We start from the raw sequence: 18,339 nt of genomic DNA on the forward strand, positions 1-18,339 counted from the left end.
GTCGGAGCGTCTCATGCCCAAGGTATGACACACCCTGCAGCCGTTGGGAATCTTGCGTCAGGTGACGAACACTAGGTTGCCCTTAGGATAACATTGCAACTTCAAGCTGTCTTGTGTCCGGCGCTTCAGGACCGTAAAAATCATTCGACGGCCAAGATTTCAGGCAGGACGCGGCCCTGAATTTCCGGAGGACCCATGCAGCATGACAATGGAACCGGGCGCCATGACGAAGCCGCAGAGAAGGCCGCCCCCGCAACCGAGGTGCTGGCCCGCATCGCGCGGCATCAGGCCGCCGGGAGGCTGGATCAGGCGCTGGAACTGCTGGACGGGCTGATCGCGCAGCACGGTCCCCTGCCGCGGCTTCTGCATTACAAGGGCATCACCCTTGGGCTGCGCGGCGCGCCCGAGGACGCCGAGGCGCTGATGCGCGAGGGGCTGCGCAAGGCGCCCGATGACCCGTTGCAGCATCTGGACCTGGGTGTGCTGCTGGTCGGGCAGGGCCGGGCCGACGAGGCCGAGCATCTGTTCCGCACCGCCACGGAACTGGCGCCGAACTATGGTGCGGCGGCGGCCAATCTGGGGGCGTTGCTGGTGCAGCAGGGGCAATATGGCGAAGCCATCCGCCAACTGGACCGGGCGCTGGAGCTGGATGGCAGCAATGTCGATGTACTGACCAATCTGGCGCTGGCCCAGCTGCGCCGTGAGGGGCGTCGCGCGGCGGTCGATGTGCTCTATCGCGCGCTGGCAGCCGACCCGCTGAGCGCGCGCGCGCATGGGCTGCTGGCTGGCGCGCTCTACCGGTTGGAGCGCCATGACGCGGCTGAACACCACGCCCGCCGGGCGCTGGAACTGGCGCCGGAATCGACCGAGGCCCGCCTGCATCTGGCCAATGCGCTGGCCGCGCGCGGTGCGTTGGATGAGGCGCGGGCGCTGCTGCTGGAGGCCGCGGGCCGCCCCCCGGCGGGGCTGGCGGCGCTGGCGCGGCTGGTCCAGCTGGGCAAGGTAACGCCCCAGGGCCCTGAGCGCGCGCTTGTGGCGCAGTATCTTGAACGTGCCGACAGCCTGGAAGACGCCGCGCAGGCCACATTGCACCATGCCGCCGCCAAGGTCTGCGATGACCTTGATGACCCTGACCGCGCCATGGAGCACTGGCACGCGGCCAATGCGATCTCCGCCCGGCTGCACCCCCATGACGCCGATGCCTTTGCGGCCCGTGCCGCCCGGCTCAGGGCCTTTGCCGCGCCGGCGCTGCTGGCGCGTTGCAGCGGCGCCGGGGTCAGCGACATCGCGCCGATCTTCATCTGCGGGCTGCCGCGTTCGGGCACCACGCTGATGGACCAGATGTTCTCGGGGCATCCGCAGGTCACGGCGGGGGGGGAGTTGCGCGCCATGCCCCAGGCCCTGCACGAAGCCACCCGCCTGCGCGCCGCGCTGGAAGAGCGCCTGCCCGAGGACCAGATCACCGCCGATGACTTCGCGCAACTGGGCGAGCGTTACATGGACCTGGTGCGCGCCGAAGGTATCCGCAGCGAATATGTCTCGGACAAGATGCCGTCGAATTACCTTTATGCCGGGCTGATCGCGCTGGCGCTGCCGCGGGCGCGGCTGCTGGTGATGCGCCGCCATCCGCTGGATTGCCTGCTGTCGAACTACACCCAGCATTTCGGCCGGAACCAGCCCTTCAGCGCCGATTTCGACCATCTGGCGCGGGCCTGGACCGTGTTCGACGATATGACGCGCTTCTGGCAAGAGGCGCTGCCGGGCCGCGTGCGCGCGGTCAGCTATGAAGCGGTGGTGCAGGACCCCGAAGGGCAGATGCGCCCGGTGCTGGACTGGCTGGGGCTGGACTGGCACCCGGCCATGCTGGAGTTCGCCGGGGCGTCACGGCCGGTGGTGACCGCATCGCAGGCGCAGGTGCGCGCGCCGCTGAACGCCCACGCCATCGGGCGCTGGCAGCGCCATGCCCGGCATCTGCGCCCCTTGGCCGCGCGGCTGCGCGCGCATCTTCCGCCCGCGGACCTGGCCCGCTGCGGGCTGGACTGAAACGGGCCTGACTGAAACGGGCCTGACGGGCGCGGGCGCCTGACGGATACGCGCCGCCCCATACCCGGGCGGGCTCAGGCGGCCTGGCGCGGTGCCAGCAGGTCGTGCAGAAGCGCCTCCACCGCGGCGGCCTCGCCCGACCGCACGCTGTTTTTCCAATGCGTTGCGGTGGCCTTGTAGGGCAGGCGGTTGTGGAAGGAGACATGCCTGAGCACCCGCGCGCGCGGGATCACAGCGACATCGGGCACACGCCCCGCCAGCACTTCGCGCGCGATGTAAAGCGCCACCGCCCGCGACAGCAGCCCCGGCCCGGTCTTGGACCAGGCGGTTTCATTGGCGCGCATCAGCAGGGCCTGGCGCGCCTGCCGGGCCGCCAGCACGATCGCCGGATGCCCCGGTGCGGCGGCGATGAAATTGTTTCCCAGCGCCGCGCCCGCCGGTTCGACATAGACCACAAGCCCTGCGCCGCTGTGGATCAGCCGCGCCAGCGACCGGGGCTTTCCGGTGACCATGTCATCGGTGTCGGCATAGATCCCGCCGTCGCGCGCCAGAAGGCACAGGCGCAGGAAATCGGATTCCTCGGCCACCTTGGAGGCGCGCAGGAACGCCTGCACCCATTGCGGGCCGAACCCGGCGCGCAGCCGGGCCAGCGCGGTGGGGCGGTCCAGAAGATGATGCGCATGGCCCGGCAGGCGCCGCCAGCTTTCGACCATGCGGCAGATCCCGGACGGGGGCGCGGGGTCATCCCAGTACTGGAAAAGCTGCGGCGGGATGGGCGCGCCGGTGCCGGTCCGGGGCTGGGCGATGTCGGCCTCGGGGCGGGTCCAGTGCCGCAGCAGCCGCATCGCGGCGATATTCGATGCCGGTGCGGCCGCTACCAGCCCGGCCAGCCGCACCAGCGCGTCGGGGGCGTCGGTGTTGACCGGGGTCATGGCTCCTGCTGGCGCGGGGTCGGACCCGGCACCGTCAGCGGCGCCCGGCACCGCCCCCAGCAGGCGGTATTCGGACAGCATCTGCCCGTGCAGGGTCTTCTGCGCCTGCTCGGCCATGCTGCGGGGGTCACGGTCGATCATGTCTGCCAGCCGCGCGGCGGCGGCATCATCGCCTTCGGCCAGCGCCATGCGCAGCAGGAAGGGAAGCCGCGCCCAGGGCATGCGGTCCGCGCGCTGCAGCACGTCAAGCGCTTTTAGCGCTTTCTTCAGCCGTCCCCCGCGCAGATGCAGCAGCACCCGTTGTTCGGCAGCCGCCACCGGCCCGTGCCGGTCGGCATAGTCGAATTGCCTGAACGCTTTCATGGCCGCCCGCACACGGTCGCGCCGCAGCAGGATGCGCAGGTATTCATCCATCAGCCGCTTGTCCGAGGGCCATTGCCGCAGGGCGCGGCGCAGATAGCGCGAGGCCAGCAAATCGCGATTCTGCCCGGCCAGCGCCTGTGCGATGAAGCGTGCCCGCACCGGCTGCAGCATCTCCGGTTGCGGCCTGCGCAGCAGGGTTAGCGCGCGTTCGAAGTCACATTGCTTGAGGCTGGTCTCGCTCTCAAGCCGATGCATGTGGCTGGCATTCCCCGGCGTGTACAGGCGCTGCCAGTTGCCCATGGCGTCAGGCGATACCTGTGTTTCAAGGCAACTGCGGATGAGCCGGTTCACCAGCGGGGTGCTGCCAGGATAGCGCTGCAGGCCCGCGCGCAGGGCCGCGGCCTCGGCGGCGCGGTCCCCTTTGGTGGCTGCGATCCGGGCGCGCATGTAGAAGGAACGCCATCCGCCGCGCCCGGTCGCATCCGTCCGCGCGGCCAGGGCTGCGGCCTCGGCGACCCGGCCAAGGGCCAGCAGCGCCCGCGTCCAGGCCGGGAGAAGCATTGACCTGTCGGACACATGGTCACGGGCGGTCGCAATGGCCTCCAGCGCCGCCTGGGGGTTGCCCTGCTCCAGTTCCAGCCGCGCAAGGGCCCAGTAGGGCCGCACCCAGTCGGGCCGCAGGGCGCGGATGGCCGAAAGCTGCGCGCGCAGGGCGGCGGGGTCCTCAGGGAGGGGGGCGGCTGCGGGGATGGCGGTGTCCGGTTGTGGTATGGGCGGGGTGGCATCGGTGATCTGGCATGCCAGTGCCGCCAGCGCCGGGGCTGATGCGGGCCATGTCGCGCGCAGATGCGTCATGCGGTCCGCCGCCTCTGCCGCCGCGCCCATCTGCGCCTGGCACAGCAGATCCGCGCGCAGGGCGTCCAGATTGCGCGGGTCCTGCGCCAGCAGTGGCGCCAGACGGGCGCGCGCCGCCGCCGCGCGCCCTTGCAGGCGCAACATGCCCGCCTCTGCCACCGTTCGGAAAGGGTCCGGCGCCGCGCGCAGTGCCAGCAGGGCGGCCAGTGCGCGCGCCGCTGCCGCCGCGTCCCCGTCCTCAAGCGTCATCAGGCAGCGCAGGCGCTGCGCTTCGGGGTCGTGGGGCAGGCGTTCAAGGCAGGTGTCTGCCGCGCTGCGTGCGCCGGGGGCATCGCCATGATCATGCAGGAACCGGGCTGCGGCGCGCAGAAAGGGCGGCGCGGCCTCTTCGGCGGCCAGCGCCTTGCGCAGATGCGCGCAGGCCTGTGCAGGGCGGCCATCGGCGGCCAGCCGCTGTGCAGCGGCCATTGTGCGGGCATGGGACTTGCGTAACCGGGCCATGGTCTGCGCTCCTGCACCGGGGGTGGCGCCAGTCTAGCGCATGTTGGGCAAAAGGGGGAGCCGGCTTTTGACGCCCTGCGCCTGGCTGCTGCGGGACCGTCACGGCATGAAGGATGCCTCGGGGCAGAGCTCCAGCGCCGGGGGGCACTCCCCGCGCGCAAACCGGGCGGGCGTCAGGAGCCCGGGGGCGCAGCCGCCTGATCCTCGGCGCCCAGCCCGTAGGTGCGCGCATGCATCGGGACCGACCGGATCTTGTCCTTCAAGGCCTCAAGCAGCGCGGATTCGGCCCGGTTGAGCGTTGCCTTGGGGTTCCATGCCAGATGCACGTCGATTGCAGGCGGGTCGACATAGGGCGGCAGGCGCCAGAGCAGGCCGTCCTCGACATCACGGGCCACCACATGCAGCGGCAAGGGGCCGATCCCCAGCCCCGCAATCATCATCCGGCGCACCTCTTCCAGATGGCTGGAAGTTCCGGTGATCTGTTCGTTCAGTTCGGATTGCGCCCGCAGCATGGTCACCGAGCGCAGGGCATCATGCAGCCGGTCGGTTTCGAAGCTGACCGCGGAATGCCCGGCCAGATCATTCTGCTGCAGTCCGGTGCGTCCGTAAAGCGGGTGGGGCGGGCCGCAGAACAGGCCAAAGAATTCGCGATAAAGCCGCAGGTATTCGATTTTTGGGTCACGCCGATGTACAAGGCAGATGGCAAAGGAGGCAGTGCGCGCCGAGACGCTGGCCAGCGCCGCACTGGAGCCGAGCACCGAGATCGACAGGGTTGCAGAGGGGTGGCGGGCGTGAAACTCGGCCAGGACCTGATCAAACAATGGGCAGACAACATGACTGGCCACGGCGATACGCACATGGCCTTTCACCTCATCGGTCATGTCGCGCATCAGGGTCGACAGCCGGTGCACGGCCCCGTGAATCTCGACCGCTTCCCCATACAGAAGCGCGCCCGCGCGGGTCAGCTCATAGCGCCCCGGGGCGCGGTCAATCAGCCGTTTTCCGATGCGATCTTCCAGCTTTTTCAAGGCGGTGGAAACCGAGGGCTGGGTCAGCGCCAGGCGCTGCGCGGCATCGGTGATCGAACGGGCTTCGGCCATGACCACAAAGCTGCGCAACAGGTTCCAGTCCAGATCACGGGTCAGGCGGTCGGCATCATTGGGTGCGGTCATTGAGGTCATCTATAATTACTATTTCGATTATCAATTTGCTTAATGCCATGCCGGTTTGCGATCAAGACATCATCGGGTTTTCCGAACCGCCTTGAGGGAACAGAACCATGTCCGTCGAAGCTCGCGAAAAGCGGCAGCCCTGGATCCTGCTGTCGCCCGCTCTGGGGGCGGTGACGCTGCTGTTGCTGGTGCCGCTGCTGTTCATCGTGGTCTATTCCTTCTGGCTGCGCTCGGCCGTGGGGCCGGATACCGTGGGGTTTCACCTGGACAACTGGCAGCGCGCGCTGACGGACCCGTTTTACCGTTACATCCTGTTCAACACGCTCAAGATCGCGGCCATCACCACCTTCTTCTGCGCGCTGCTGGGCTATCCGGCGGCCTATTTCATCACCCGGTCCAGCGGCAACAAGCTGATCCTGCTGCTGCTGCTGATGCTGCCCTTCTGGATCAGCTACATCATCCGCACGATGAGCTGGATCAACATCCTTGGCAGCTCGGGCGCGCTGAACAGCCTGCTGATGAGCATGGGGATCACCTCATCCCCCGTCCAGATGCTCTATAACGAGGCGACCGTCATCCTGGGGCTGGTGCATTTCCTGCTGCCCTTCATGGTGCTGAACATCTATGTCAGCCTGGACGGGATCGATACCAATCTGGAAGACGCCGCCACCTCGCTGGGGGCCACGCGCTGGCAGGCGTTCCTGCAGGTCACGCTGCCGCTGTCGCTGCCCGGACTGGCGGCGGGGGGGCTGCTGTGCTTCGTGCTTGGCGCGGGCACCTATATCACGCCGCTGATCCTGGGCGGGCCGCGCGATGCGATGTTCGCCAATCTGGTGTTCGAGGCGATCATCACGCAGCTCAACTGGCCCATGGGTTCGGCGCTGTCGCTGTTGCTGCTGATCGTGCTGGGTGCGCTGGTGGCCATCTACAACCGCTTTCTGGGCATGTCGCAACTGACAAAGGGGCTGAGCTGATGGGTTGGGCTGCGATCCGCGCATATACCATACTGGTCTATCTGTTCATGTTCCTGCCGGTGGCGGTGGTGGTGCTGCTGTCCTTCAACCAGAACCAGTTCGGCAGCTTTCCGATGACCGGTTTTTCCTTCCGCTGGTTCGAGGCGCTGTGGAACAATGACGCGGTGATGCGCGCCTTTCGCACCTCGTTGATCCTGGGCCTGCTGACGGCGCTGATTTCCACCACCCTGGGCGTGCTGGCCAGCCTGGCGCTGGTGCGCTATGCGATCCCCGGCAAGAACCTGATCACCACCATCCTGATCGCACCCATCCTGGTGCCCGAGGTGGTGCTGGCGGTCGCTCTTCTGCTGTTCCTGAACTGGCTGGGCATCGGCAAGAGCTTCGCGCTGCTGCTGGCGGGGCATGTGATCTTCACGCTGCCCTTTGTCATTCTGGTGGTGCAGGCGCGGCTGGTCAGTATCCGCCGCGATGTGGAGGAAGCAGCGCTGAGCCTTGGCGCCTCACCCGTCCAGACCTTCTTTTCCGTGACCCTGCCGCTCCTGATGCCCGCTGTGGCCGCAGGCGCGCTCTTTGCCTTCACGATTTCCTTTGACGACATCACCGGTACGCTGTTCTGGAAACCGGGCGGGGTAGAGACCGTGCCCACGCAGATCTTCTCGATGCTGCGCAATTCCATCAGCCCGGAAATCAATGCGCTTGGCACGGTGATGATCATCATCACGGTCGGCCTGCCGTTGCTGGGGGCTGCGATTGCCCGCCAGATATCCATCAAACGCGGCATGTAAGAACCGCGCCAACCCCAACCGACAAGGAGAAGACAATGGACAATTCCAAACGTTACGAACGCCTGCTGGAACGCTACCGCAATGGTGATCTGGACCGCCGCAGCTTTCTGGGCCTGATCGGTGCGGCCGGTCTGGCCTATGGGGTGCAGACGCCGTTTGCCCGGATGGCCTTTGCGCAGGATGTCAGCCAGGTGCGTTTCGATGGCTGGGGCGGGGTGGTCTCGGAAGCCTTCCGCCGCTACGCCTTCGACCCCTATACGGAGGCCACCGGCATCACCGTGGTCGATGGCACCTTTGCCGGGGGCGACGAGTATCTGGCACAGGTGCGCTCCTCGCGCGAGGGGGAATACAACATCGCCCATCTGTCCGGCGTGTTCGACTATGCCCGCTATGTGAATTTCGGGCTGGATGTGGAACTGAACCTGGACAACATCCCGAACATGGAACTGGTCATGGATGCCCTGACCAACGCGTTCCGCGGCATCACGCCGGACCATCTGTCGGCGGTGCCCTATAACTATGGCACCACCGGGCTGGCCTATAACCGGGCCTATATCTCGGACGAGGAAATCCGCGAGAAAGGCGCCTCCATCCTGATCGCACCGGAATACGAGGGCAAGATCGGCGGCTGGAGCGACTGGCGCACCCGGCTGTGGTATGCGGCCCTGCAAACCGGTCAGAGCCCCAATGACATTCAGGACATGGAGGCCGCCTGGGACGCCATCCGCGCGCACCGTGACCTGGCGCTGAAATACTGGGGCTCGGGCGCGGAACTGATGAGCCTGCTGGCCGAAGAGGAAATCTACGTCACCGAAGGCTGGTCCGGACGGATCGCGGCGCTGCAGGAACAGGGCCATGACATCGGCTATTATGATCCGCCCAGCAGCTTTGGCTGGCAGGAATGCCTGTTCGTGATCAAGGGCTCGCCCGTGGAAGCCTGCGAGGAATTGCTCAATTTCATGCTGGCGCCCGAAACCTCGATCGCCGTGGCCGAGGGGCAGAACTATCCGCCCGCGCTCGATGGCACCAAGGTCGATCTGGGCGAGAAGATCCCCACGCTGCCGGCTTATGACCCCAGCGGCACGCTGGAGGCGCTGACCTTTGCCGACCCGACCTACTGGAACGGGAACGAGGCCGAGTGGTCGGAGACCTTTGCGCGCGTGCAGCGCGGGTTCTGAGGGCAGGGCCGGGGGGCCAGCCCCCCGGACCCCCCGGGATATTTTTACAAGGATGAAATGGCAGCAGGTTCGGTCCGGCTGCTCGACGGCGAAAGGCGGAGCATGGGCGCGGTCAATCTGAACAACATCGTCAAGCGGTTCGGGACATTCACCGCTGTCGAAAAGACATCGCTGAGCATTCCGGAGGGTAGCTTCACCACGCTTCTGGGGCCGTCAGGCTGCGGCAAGACCACGACGCTGCGCATGATTGCGGGCCTGCTGGACCCGAGCGAGGGTGAGATCATCATCAATGGCAAGCGCGTCAATGATGTGCCCATTCACAAGCGCAATCTGGGGCTGGTGTTCCAGAATTATGCGCTCTTCCCGCACAAGACCGTGGCCGACAACGTGGCGTTTGGCCTGCGCTATCGCGATGTGGCCAGGGCCGATATTGCCCGCCGCGTGCAGGATGCACTGGAACTGGTGCAGCTTCCGAAGGTGGGCAGCCGCTATCCCAGGGCATTGTCGGGCGGGCAGCAGCAGCGCATTGCCCTGGCGCGCGCCATCGTCATCGAACCCGATGTGCTGTTGCTGGATGAACCGCTGTCCGCGCTGGATGCCAATCTGCGCGAGGATATGCGGGTTGAACTGAAGAACATTCAGGCGCGCATCGGGGTGACGACCGTTTTCGTCACCCATGACCAGTCCGAGGCATTGGCCCTGTCTGACCAGATCGTGGTCATGAGCAATGGCCGCGTGGAGCAGGTCGGCGCCCCGCAAGAGGTCTACAACACCCCTGCCAGCGAATTCGTGGCGCGGTTTCTGGGCGCATCCAACATCCTTGACGGGCGCTGCCTGTCACGCGGGGCCGAAGGCGCGGTTCTGGAGGTGCCGGTCTTTGGCAAGGTCACGGTCCCCGGCGCCAAGGCCCCGCATCTGGCGGGCGCGGGGGCGGCCAAGCTGGTGATCCGCGCCGAAAAGCTGCTGTTGCGCGACAGCCCGCCCGGGGACGGCGCGTTCTCGGCCCCCGCCACGGTGGAAACCGTGGACTATCAGGGCCAGTCCGTGCGCTATTTCGTCCGCGCGGGCGAGATGCAGCTGCAGGCCATCAACATGATTGACGAACGCCCCTTTCCCGTGGGCGCGCAGGTGCATATGACGCTCAGGCCGCAGGATTGTGCGGCGCTGCCGGGATGAGTGTCATGAGCCATCTGTTCTATCAGACCAGCCAGCGCCGCCCCCTGCTGGATCAGGCCCGGGGGGTTTACCTGTGGGATGTGGACGGCAAGCGCTATCTGGACGGATCCTCGGGTGCGATGGTGTGCAACATCGGCCATTCCAACCCGAATGTGCTGGATGCCATGCGCCGCCAGATGGAGAAATCCACCTTCGGCTACCGTCTTCATTTTGAAACCGAAGCCTCCGAGCAACTGGCCGCGCGGACGGCGGCGCTGTGCCCCGAGGGGATGAACAAGGTGTTCTTTGTTTCGGGCGGGTCCGAAGCGGTCGAATCGGCGATCAAGCTGGCGCGCCAGCATGCGCTGGCCGTGGGGCAGGGGGGGCGCTGGAAGGTCATCAGCCGCAGCCCGTCCTATCACGGCTGCACCCTGGGCGCGCTGGCGATCACCGGCTACGCGCCGCTGACCGAACCCTTTGCGCCGATGATGCGCGCGATGCCCAGGGTCCCGGCCCCGCGCGCCTATCTGGACGGGCTGGACCCCGCCGACCCTGCCACCGGCGCGCATTATGCCGCGATGCTTGAGGCGGAAATCCTGGCCCAGGGGCCGGACTCGGTGCTGGCCTTTGTGGTTGAACCGGTTGGCGGGGCCTCTACCGGCGCGCTGGTTCCGCCTGTGGGCTATATGGAAGCGGTGCAGGAGATCTGCCGCCGCCATGGCGTGCTGCTGATCCTGGACGAGGTCATGACCGGCGCAGGCCGCACGGGGCGGTTTCTGGCGCTGGAGCATTGGGGCCTGTCGCCCGATATCGTGGTGCTGTCCAAGGGGTTCGCCGCCGGGTATGTGCCGCTGGGCGCCATTGTCGCGCGCGATGATCTGGTTGCGGCGGTGCTGGAGGGGGGCGGTTTCCTGCACGGGTTCACCTATGCGGGCAATCCGTTGGCCTGTGCCGCAGGTACTGCGGTGATTGACGAGATTGCCCGGCTGGACCTGGTGCAGAATGCCGAAACCATGGGCGCTGCCCTGCGCAAACGACTGGACGGGTTGGCCGCGCGCCACCCGGTCATTGGCGATGTGCGCGGGCTGGGCTTGCTCATGGCCTTCGAGATGATGGCTGACCACGACAGCAAGGCACCCCTGCCTGCGCATCTGAACGCGCATCAGCGGCTGGTCGATATTGCCTATGACATGGGCCTGATCGTCTATTCGCGCCGCACCCGTGATGGAATCGAGGGCGACCATATCATGGTCTGCCCGCCGCTGATCGTGGGCGAACAGCATCTGGATGAGATCACGGACACGCTTGATGCTGCATTGACCCGGCTGGCCGATGAACTGGCCCTTTCGGAAATGGCGTAAGCGCATGTCGGGCATCATCATCACCTGCGCGCTGACGGGCTCCATCCACACGCCCAGCATGTCGCCCTATCTGCCGATCAGCGGGTCGGAGATGGTGCAACAGGGGCTTGAGGCGGCCCGCGCGGGCGCATCCATCCTGCACCTGCATGCGCGCGATCCGGCGACGGGGCGGCCCTCGGCGGCGCCGGAGCATTTCGGCGGATTTGTCCCGGCGCTTGCACAGGGCACGGATGCGGTGCTGAACCTGTCCACGGGCGGCAGCGCGGTCATGTCGCTGGAGGAACGCCTGGCCGCGCCCCTGGCGATCGCGCCCGAGATGGCCTCGCTCAACATGGGGACGATGAATTTCGCGCTGTACCCGATGCTGGGGAAGGAGCGCGACTGGCTGCATGACTGGGAAAAGCCGTTTCTGGAAGCGACCGACGATCTGGTCTTCAAGAACACCCCGCGCGACATTGCCCGCATCCTGACCACGCTTGGCGTTGAGCGCGGCGCGCGGTTCGAATTCGAATGCTACGATCTGAGCCACCTGTACATGCTGCGCCATTTCGCTGATCGCGGGTTGATCAAGCCGCCCTATTTCATCCAGTTCGTGTTTGGCGTGCTGGGCGGCATGGGGCCGGACCCTGAAAACCTGACCCATATGGTGCGCATGGCCGACAAGCTGTTCGGCGCCGATTACCTGTTTTCGGTGTTGGCGGCGGGGCGGTTCCAGATGCCGATGATCACCCAGTCGGCGGCCATGGGCGGGCATGTGCGTGTGGGGCTGGAGGACAGCCTGACCATCGCCCGCGGGCAGTTGGCACGCTCGAACGCCGAACAGGTGGTGAAAATCCGCGAGATTGTCGAGCGGCTGGGCCGCACCGTCATGGCCCCCGATCAGGTGCGCGCCACGCTGGGGCTGAAGGGGGCAGGGCAGATCAATGCGTGACGTGCTGTTTCGCACCGTCGCTGGCGCCGAGGACCTCGCACGGCTTGAGGCCGCCTTGCGCGCGCTGAGCGCCGATATCGCCGAGGATTACACCACCGAGGCCGCGGCGCTGGCGCATGCCGTGCTGGGCGCGCAGCCTTCTGCGCATGGCTTGCTGGCGCTGCAAGGCGAGCGGACCCTTGGCGCCGCGCTTTACAGCCCGCTGTTCTCCACCGTGCGCGGGGCGGCGGGGGTCTATGTGTCCGATCTGTGGGTGGGCGCACAGGCGCGCGGCCAGGGCCTTGGGGCGCGGCTTCTGGCGCAGATCCTGCACGACGGGGCCGCGCGCTGGCAGGCGACATGGCTGAAGCTTGCCGTCTATGACCACAGCAAGGACGCGCAGGCCTTCTACCAGCGGCTGGGGTTTGAACCGGCGCGTGGCATGCAGGAAATGCGCCTTGGCCCGCAGGCTGTGGCTGAACTGATCAAGAGGACCGCATGAAAGCCATATTCGACGACCGCCAGCGCCTGCATGATCCGCAGCATTTCATGGCCAATGGCAAGACCTATCCCAGCCCCGAAGCACCCGAGCGTATCACGCGGCTGTTGGCGGGGGCGCAGGCCGCTGGCTGTCGGTTCCAGCCCCCTGTCGATGCCGGGCTGGGCCCGATTGCCGCGATCCACAGCGCCGAATATCTGCAGTTCCTGCGCACGATCTACCCGCGCTGGCAGCGTATCCCCGATGCCGGCCCCGAGGTGATCCCCAATATCCACCCCGGCGCGCGCAGCGACAATTACCCCCGATCCGCTGTCGGGCAGGCGGGCTATCATCAGGCGGACACCGCCTGCCCGATTGGCGCCCGGACCTGGGAGGCCGCCTATTGGTCCGCGCAATCGGCGATCACGGGGGCCGATCTGCTGGCGGGCGGTGAGCACGCGGTCTATGTGCTCTCGCGCCCGCCCGGTCATCATGCGTTCACTGATCTGGCCGGGGGCTTCTGCTTTCTGAACAATTCCGCAATCGCGGCCGAGCGGTTGCGCGCAAGCGGGTTGCGCCCGGCGATCCTTGATGTGGATGTGCATCATGGCAATGGCACGCAGGGCATCTTCTATGCGCGCGATGATGTGCTGACCGTATCGCTGCATGCTGACCCGGACCGGTTTTACCCGTTCTTCTGGGGGGGCGCACAGGAACGCGGGCAGGGGCGCGGGATGGGCTGCAACCTGAACCTGCCGCTGCCGCGCGGAACGGGGGATGACGGGTATATGAAGGCCCTCGATACCGCATTGGCGCGCATCGAGGCGTTTGGCGCCGATGTGATTGTCATCGCGCTGGGGCTGGACGCGCATGTTGATGACCCGTTCAAGGGGCTGGCGATCACCACGCCGGGCTTTCAGGCGATGGCGGCGGCGATTTCCGGGCTGGGCTTGCCGCTGGTGCTGGTGCAGGAAGGCGGCTATGTCAGCGATGCGCTGGCGGATAATCTGGCGGCGTTTCTGGGCGGGGTTTCATGAAGGTCGATTTTCACGCGCTCTATCTGAAAAAGCGCTTCCCCCTGCGGATCTCGCGCGGCGAGATTGCGGGCGGTGAAAACCTGTTCGTCTCGGTCACGGATGGCGCGCTGACCGGCTGGGGCGAAATGGCCCCGAGCGAGACCGAAGGCGCGGCCACGGTGGCCGAGGGGCGCGCGCAGCTTGAGGCGTTCTGCGCAGGCGGGCTGGAGGGCGCGATCCATGACATCTGGGCGCGCGCCCATGCGGACGGGGTCGGGGCCTGCGCGCTGGCGGCGCTGGACATGGCGCTGTGGGATCTGCGCGCCAAACAGGCGGGGATGCCGCTCTACCGTCTGCTGGGGCTGGCGCGGCGCGGGGTGGTGTCTTCGCTGACCGTGGGCATCAACCCGCCGGATGTGGTGCGCGAACGTGTGCCGCTGCTGCTGGAACGCGGCGCACGGGCGCTCAAGATCAAGCTGGGCAGCAATGACGGGATCGAGGCTGACAAGGCCATGTTCGCCGCTGTGCATGAGGCCGCAGCCGGCAGCGGTGCTGCGCTGCGCGTTGATGCCAACGGCGGCTGGTCGCTGGCCGATGCACGCCACATGATGGGCTGGCTGGCCGCGCGGGGCGTGGAATATGTCGAACAGCCTTTGGTCGAAGGTGCCGAAGACCAGTTGCCTGACCTGTTCCAATCCCGCGCGCTGCCGATTTTCGTAGATGAATCCTGCCGCTTTTCCAGCGACATCCCCGGATTTGCGCAATGCGTGGACGGGGTGAACCTGAAGCTGATGAAATGCGGCGGGATCACCGAAGCGCTGCGCATTGTCGCCACCGCGCGGGCGCATGGGCTGAAAACCATGATCGGCTGCATGGGCGAAAGCTCGGTTTCCATCGCCGCCGGGGCCTCGCTCTCGGCGCTCTTCGACTATATCGACCTCGATTCCCACTTGAACCTTGACCCCGATCCGGCCCGCGGCGCGCCCTTCGCGGATGGCGTGACCCTGCCCGCAGACCAGCCCGGCCACGGAGGAACCCTGAATGCTTGAGCCGACCCAGCCCATCGCCCTGTTCGCCGAGGCGACCATGGGCAGCCTGAACGCCAAGATGGCCGAAGGCATCCTGCGCTATGGCCGCAATCCGGTGGTGGCGGTGATCGACAGCACGCAGGCGGGCAAGCGGGTGCGCGATCTTTGCGCATTGGACAGCGACGTGCCGATCATTGCCACCCTGGCCGAGGCACAGGCCCTGGGCGCGCAGGTGCTGGTGCTGGGCACGGCGCCTTCGGGCGGGCGCCTGCCGCAGGCGTGGCTGGGCGTGCTGGACCAGGCGGTGGCCGGGGGCATGAGCCTGGTCAACGGCATGCATGATCGCCTGCACCCCATGTTCGCCGACCGGTTGCGCGCGGGGCAATGGATCTGGGATCTGCGCGTCCCCCAGGGCGATGCGCCGCCGATCTGCATGGCGCGCGCGGCCCGGCTGAACAACAGGCGTGTGCTGATGGTGGGCACCGACATGGCCATCGGCAAGATGACCGCCGGGCTGGAGTTGACCCGCAGCCTGCAGGGCATGGGGCGCGATGCGGCATTTCTGGCCACGGGCCAGACGGGCATTGCCATCACCGGCCGTGGCATCCCGCTTGATGCAATCCGCGTGGACCATGCGGGCGGCGCCGTCGAGCGTATGGTGCTGGAGGCCGCAGAGCATGAGATCGTGGTGATCGAGGGGCAGGGCTCGCTTCTGCATCCCGGCAGCACCGCAACCCTTCCGCTGATGCGGGGCAGCGCCTGCACCCATATGATCCTGTGCCACCGCGCCGGTATGGGCACGCTGGACGAACTGGAGCACGTGCCCATCCCGCCCCTGCGCGACGTGATCGCCCTGAACGAGGCTGTAGCCCAGGCCGCCGGTGCGCTGACGCCCGCCAGGGTGGTGGGGATCGCCCTGAACACCGCCCGCCTGACACCGGCCGAAGCCGAGGCGGCGCTCAAGGCCGTGGAGGATGACACCGGCCTGCCCGCCGCTGACGCGGTACGGCAGGGGGCAGGCGCCCTGGCAAGCGCGGTTCTGGCGTAGAAAACCCGGGCGAACCCCCCGCTTCCGGGGCCACCGCGCCGCTGCCGCGCGGCGCGGTCACGGCCGATACTGCCGAACCCATCGGCGCGGGCGAGTGAACAGCGGCACAAAGGCAGGCCCCACCACCGACGCGCCCGGGGGCTGGCCCGCCCGTCCATCCGATCACCGGGCCGGTGCCACCGCTTGTGGTGCCAAGGCTATCCGGGCAGGAAGACTTGGCTTCAAGGGAAGATGATGAGCGCATTACCCGAACAGGACCACAGTGCTATTCGGTCCGTCAGCGAAGCTTCATTCCATCACCTGCTCCTCGGACCCAAAGGGTCGATCCCGTTTCCCGGGCATTCCAGCAGCCCGATCCGGCCACCGGGTCATTGCCTGGCTGGTCATCCTGGAAGTGGCTGGGGTGGTAGGACAGTAATCCAACTTTTTCTAAGGCCATTGTTTCCAACAAGTATCTGACTTTCATTGCACATTATGGTCGAAGCTGCTACACATGACTGTAACACACGTCCCTCCCACATGGAGCATTTCATGGCCCGGATCAGCCACCTTGTCAGGCGCGGTTCCGCCTATTCGGCGCGTATCCGGGTGCCCCTTGATCTGGTCGAGATCGTCGGCAAGCGGGAACTGGTGAAGGCCCTCGGCACGACCGAGGAAGCCGAGGCCAAACGCCGGTTGTATCCGGTCATCGCAAACTGGCAGCGAGAGTTCGATGATCTGCGAGCTCGCCGGGCGCTGGTGCCTGCCGACCGGGATCATGCTGTCTGGGATCATTACACCGCCACGCTGGACCGCGACGACGAAGCACGGGCGAAACTGCCAGGGGATATCGAGATCGAGGCTGAGCGGGCCGCCGTGTTCGCCAAGGCCGAGCGTGGCGAGATCGCCAGCACCGACCCTTTCGTGATCTTCGATGCGACGCTTGATCTGAAGGTCAAGCAGGCGGCGGGTGAACTTGCCGCCGAAGCACGGAAGGCGAAGTTGGCGGAACTGCGCAAGCACCTGTCCAAGGGCGAAACCGCGCTGATCGCCCATGAGGTTGACGACTACCTGCGCCGCAACCGCCTGCTTGTGGATCGGGGAACGCCCGACTGGATCAGCCTCGCCCGGCACATGATGCGCGCCGAGATCGAAGCCTTGCAGCGCACCCTTGAACGCGACCGAGGCGACTTTTCCGGTCAGCCCACCGACCCTCTGGTGAAACCTGCTACCGGCCAGCGCCGCGAAGTTGCCCGACCTGGCGAAGCCATCATGGAGATCTTCGAAGTCTTCGCCCGAGAGAACAAGCGCGGGGTGTCGAAAGATCGGATCAACCAGTGCCGACGCGATATTGGCACTTTCATTGATGTTGTCGGGGCGAGCTTTCCTATTTCGAAGATCACCAAGGTCGAAGTTCGAGAGTGGAAGCAGCTTCTGACACAATACCCGGTCAAGGCCACCGAGACGAAAGCCTTCGCGGGCATGAACATCCGGCAGATTGTCAAGGCCAATGCTCAACTTGGAAAGCCTGTGATCGCGGATCGAACTGTGAATCGCTATTTGTCCAGCCTGAGTGCGTTCATGTCTTGGGCGGTGGACAACGGCTATCTGGATCGAAATCCGGTTGAAAAGCTGGCGCTCAGGAATGAGTCGATGACCCCGGCCTTTCCCTTCGACACCGAACAGCTTGTGGCGCTGTTCAACTCGCCATGGTTCACCGGCTGCAAGAGTGCTGCTGAATGGCGCAATGTTGCCAAGCCCGGCCCGGTGCAGATTCGTGATCATCGCTATTGGGTGCCACTGATCATGTTGTTCTCGGGGGCGAGGACGGGAGAGATCGGCCAGCTTGCAGTTTCTGACGTTCGACAGGCGCATGGGCACTGGATCATGTACATTACGACTGAGGGCGACAAAACCGGTGAAGGAAAGTCGGTGAAGACCGCAGGTTCCATGCGGGTGGTGCCAATTCACCCCGAACTGATCCGGCTGGGCTTTATCCAATACCATGAACAGCGCGTGAAGGACGGCGGGGTAGCACTGTTCCCCGGCGCCAAGCGCAACGCGCGCGGGCAGATGATGGCTGATGTGTCGCGCGAGTTCGGACGCTATCTGACCCGTATCGGGATCAAAAGTGGGCGTGGTCTGTCTCTCTACTCGTTTCGCCACGGGGCGGCCGATGCCCTGCGGCGGGCCGTTTTTCTGGATCAGCAGTTCGGCTTCATACTCGGCCATGCCGAGCCGACCATGACCGGTCGATACGGCATCATGCCCCAAGGGATGCTCGAACAGCGTGTCGAGCTGGTGAATGCGATCGCATACCCGGGGCTGGACATCAGCCATTTGTCGTGGCGGTGACCAAGAGCGGCCAATGCGTGCGCAGTCCAGTTATGTTCGAAAAATCGGCGTGACTTAAGGTGACAAGGGCGACATGTTCGCGGAAACCCCAAGTCGATGACACGACCTCCCCGTCGTCCACCGAACGCGCCGTCAGTGCACCGTCTCCTGCCCGCAGCACTTCTTGAACTTGCGCCCCGACCCGCAGGGGCACGGATCGTTGCGGC

Annotated in this window: 15 protein-coding genes; 12 read left to right on the top strand and 3 right to left on the bottom strand. The window is 66.1% G+C overall.

Translation table 11 applies throughout. The annotated features are described in order from the left end of the window. Positions 1–195: 195 nt before the first annotated feature. Complete coding sequence (locus HUK65_RS19040) at positions 196–2,043, top strand: tetratricopeptide repeat-containing sulfotransferase family protein (RefSeq protein ID WP_179907286.1); 1,848 nt, start codon at positions 196–198, stop codon at positions 2,041–2,043. 74 nt (positions 2,044–2,117) lie between these two features. Here the strand turns inward: HUK65_RS19040 and HUK65_RS16040 are convergent, their stop codons facing one another. Both HUK65_RS16040 and HUK65_RS16045 read right to left on the bottom strand, forming a co-directional pair. After that, positions 2,118–4,694 carry a glycosyltransferase gene (locus HUK65_RS16040; RefSeq protein ID WP_179907287.1) on the bottom strand — a complete coding sequence of 859 codons (2,577 nt, stop codon included), beginning with the start codon at positions 4,692–4,694 and terminating at the stop codon, positions 2,118–2,120. Positions 4,695–4,867: 173 nt separating this feature from the next. Continuing rightward, a complete protein-coding gene (locus HUK65_RS16045) occupies positions 4,868–5,866 on the bottom strand; it encodes a LysR family transcriptional regulator (protein WP_179907288.1) in 999 nt (332 codons plus the stop codon). A 107-nt stretch (positions 5,867–5,973) separates the two neighbouring features. Between HUK65_RS16045 and HUK65_RS16050 the strand changes: the two genes are divergently transcribed. The 11 genes from HUK65_RS16050 to HUK65_RS16100 all read left to right on the top strand — a co-directional run bounded on the left by HUK65_RS16050 (position 5,974) and on the right by HUK65_RS16100 (position 18,133). Further along, on the top strand, positions 5,974–6,840 hold the full coding sequence (locus HUK65_RS16050) for an ABC transporter permease (RefSeq protein ID WP_179907289.1): 867 nt from the start codon (positions 5,974–5,976) through the stop codon (positions 6,838–6,840). Next, a complete protein-coding gene (locus HUK65_RS16055) occupies positions 6,840–7,625 on the top strand; it encodes an ABC transporter permease (RefSeq protein WP_179907290.1) in 786 nt (261 codons plus the stop codon). Before HUK65_RS16050 ends, HUK65_RS16055 begins: the two co-directional genes overlap by 1 nt. A 35-nt stretch (positions 7,626–7,660) precedes the next feature. Next, on the top strand, positions 7,661–8,803 hold the full coding sequence (locus HUK65_RS16060; protein WP_179907291.1) for an ABC transporter substrate-binding protein: 1,143 nt from the start codon (positions 7,661–7,663) through the stop codon (positions 8,801–8,803). 102 nt (positions 8,804–8,905) lie between these two features. Then, positions 8,906–9,979 carry an ABC transporter ATP-binding protein gene (locus HUK65_RS16065; RefSeq protein ID WP_179907298.1) on the top strand — a complete coding sequence of 358 codons (1,074 nt, stop codon included), beginning with the start codon at positions 8,906–8,908 and terminating at the stop codon, positions 9,977–9,979. Between the two features lie 5 nt (positions 9,980–9,984). Beyond that, positions 9,985–11,319, top strand: a complete 1,335-nt coding sequence (locus HUK65_RS16070) for an aminotransferase family protein (protein WP_179907292.1) — start codon at positions 9,985–9,987, stop codon at positions 11,317–11,319. Between the two features lie 4 nt (positions 11,320–11,323). Then, positions 11,324–12,250: a BKACE family enzyme gene (locus HUK65_RS16075; protein WP_179907293.1), complete on the top strand. Its 927-nt coding sequence runs from the start codon at positions 11,324–11,326 to the stop codon at positions 12,248–12,250. Then, positions 12,243–12,731 carry a GNAT family N-acetyltransferase gene (locus HUK65_RS16080; protein ID WP_179907294.1) on the top strand — a complete coding sequence of 163 codons (489 nt, stop codon included), beginning with the start codon at positions 12,243–12,245 and terminating at the stop codon, positions 12,729–12,731. Before HUK65_RS16075 ends, HUK65_RS16080 begins: the two co-directional genes overlap by 8 nt. Next, positions 12,728–13,744, top strand: coding sequence for a histone deacetylase family protein (locus tag HUK65_RS16085; RefSeq protein WP_179907295.1), 1,017 nt, complete (start codon positions 12,728–12,730; stop codon positions 13,742–13,744). The genes HUK65_RS16080 and HUK65_RS16085 overlap by 4 nt, the downstream gene beginning before the upstream one ends. Then, complete coding sequence (locus tag HUK65_RS16090) at positions 13,741–14,772, top strand: dipeptide epimerase (protein WP_179907296.1); 1,032 nt, start codon at positions 13,741–13,743, stop codon at positions 14,770–14,772. The genes HUK65_RS16085 and HUK65_RS16090 overlap by 4 nt, the downstream gene beginning before the upstream one ends. Further along, positions 14,765–15,799, top strand: coding sequence for a DUF1611 domain-containing protein (locus HUK65_RS16095; RefSeq protein WP_179907297.1), 1,035 nt, complete (start codon positions 14,765–14,767; stop codon positions 15,797–15,799). Before HUK65_RS16090 ends, HUK65_RS16095 begins: the two co-directional genes overlap by 8 nt. A gap of 519 nt (positions 15,800–16,318) precedes the next feature. Further along, complete coding sequence (locus HUK65_RS16100) at positions 16,319–18,133, top strand: site-specific integrase (protein ID WP_235442210.1); 1,815 nt, start codon at positions 16,319–16,321, stop codon at positions 18,131–18,133. Here the strand turns inward: HUK65_RS16100 and HUK65_RS19280 are convergent. Beyond that, on the bottom strand, positions 18,111–18,339 hold a 229-nt coding region (locus HUK65_RS19280), incomplete at its 5' end, for a hypothetical protein (RefSeq protein WP_235442211.1). The genes HUK65_RS16100 and HUK65_RS19280 overlap by 23 nt on opposite strands.

The organism is Rhabdonatronobacter sediminivivens (assembly GCF_013415485.1).
Classification (GTDB): Bacteria; Pseudomonadota; Alphaproteobacteria; order Rhodobacterales; family Rhodobacteraceae; genus Rhabdonatronobacter; species Rhabdonatronobacter sediminivivens.

Coding starts and splice junctions, on each gene's coding strand:
- HUK65_RS19040 (WP_179907286.1), top strand. CDS start 196: ATGCAGCATGACAATGGAACCGGGCGCCATGACGAAGCCGCAGAGAAG.
- HUK65_RS16040 (WP_179907287.1), bottom strand. CDS start 4,694: ATGGCCCGGTTACGCAAGTCCCATGCCCGCACAATGGCCGCTGCACAG.
- HUK65_RS16045 (WP_179907288.1), bottom strand. CDS start 5,866: ATGACCGCACCCAATGATGCCGACCGCCTGACCCGTGATCTGGACTGG.
- HUK65_RS16050 (WP_179907289.1), top strand. CDS start 5,974: ATGTCCGTCGAAGCTCGCGAAAAGCGGCAGCCCTGGATCCTGCTGTCG.
- HUK65_RS16055 (WP_179907290.1), top strand. CDS start 6,840: ATGGGTTGGGCTGCGATCCGCGCATATACCATACTGGTCTATCTGTTC.
- HUK65_RS16060 (WP_179907291.1), top strand. CDS start 7,661: ATGGACAATTCCAAACGTTACGAACGCCTGCTGGAACGCTACCGCAAT.
- HUK65_RS16065 (WP_179907298.1), top strand. CDS start 8,906: ATGGGCGCGGTCAATCTGAACAACATCGTCAAGCGGTTCGGGACATTC.
- HUK65_RS16070 (WP_179907292.1), top strand. CDS start 9,985: ATGAGCCATCTGTTCTATCAGACCAGCCAGCGCCGCCCCCTGCTGGAT.
- HUK65_RS16075 (WP_179907293.1), top strand. CDS start 11,324: ATGTCGGGCATCATCATCACCTGCGCGCTGACGGGCTCCATCCACACG.
- HUK65_RS16080 (WP_179907294.1), top strand. CDS start 12,243: ATGCGTGACGTGCTGTTTCGCACCGTCGCTGGCGCCGAGGACCTCGCA.
- HUK65_RS16085 (WP_179907295.1), top strand. CDS start 12,728: ATGAAAGCCATATTCGACGACCGCCAGCGCCTGCATGATCCGCAGCAT.
- HUK65_RS16090 (WP_179907296.1), top strand. CDS start 13,741: ATGAAGGTCGATTTTCACGCGCTCTATCTGAAAAAGCGCTTCCCCCTG.
- HUK65_RS16095 (WP_179907297.1), top strand. CDS start 14,765: ATGCTTGAGCCGACCCAGCCCATCGCCCTGTTCGCCGAGGCGACCATG.
- HUK65_RS16100 (WP_235442210.1), top strand. CDS start 16,319: ATGGAGCATTTCATGGCCCGGATCAGCCACCTTGTCAGGCGCGGTTCC.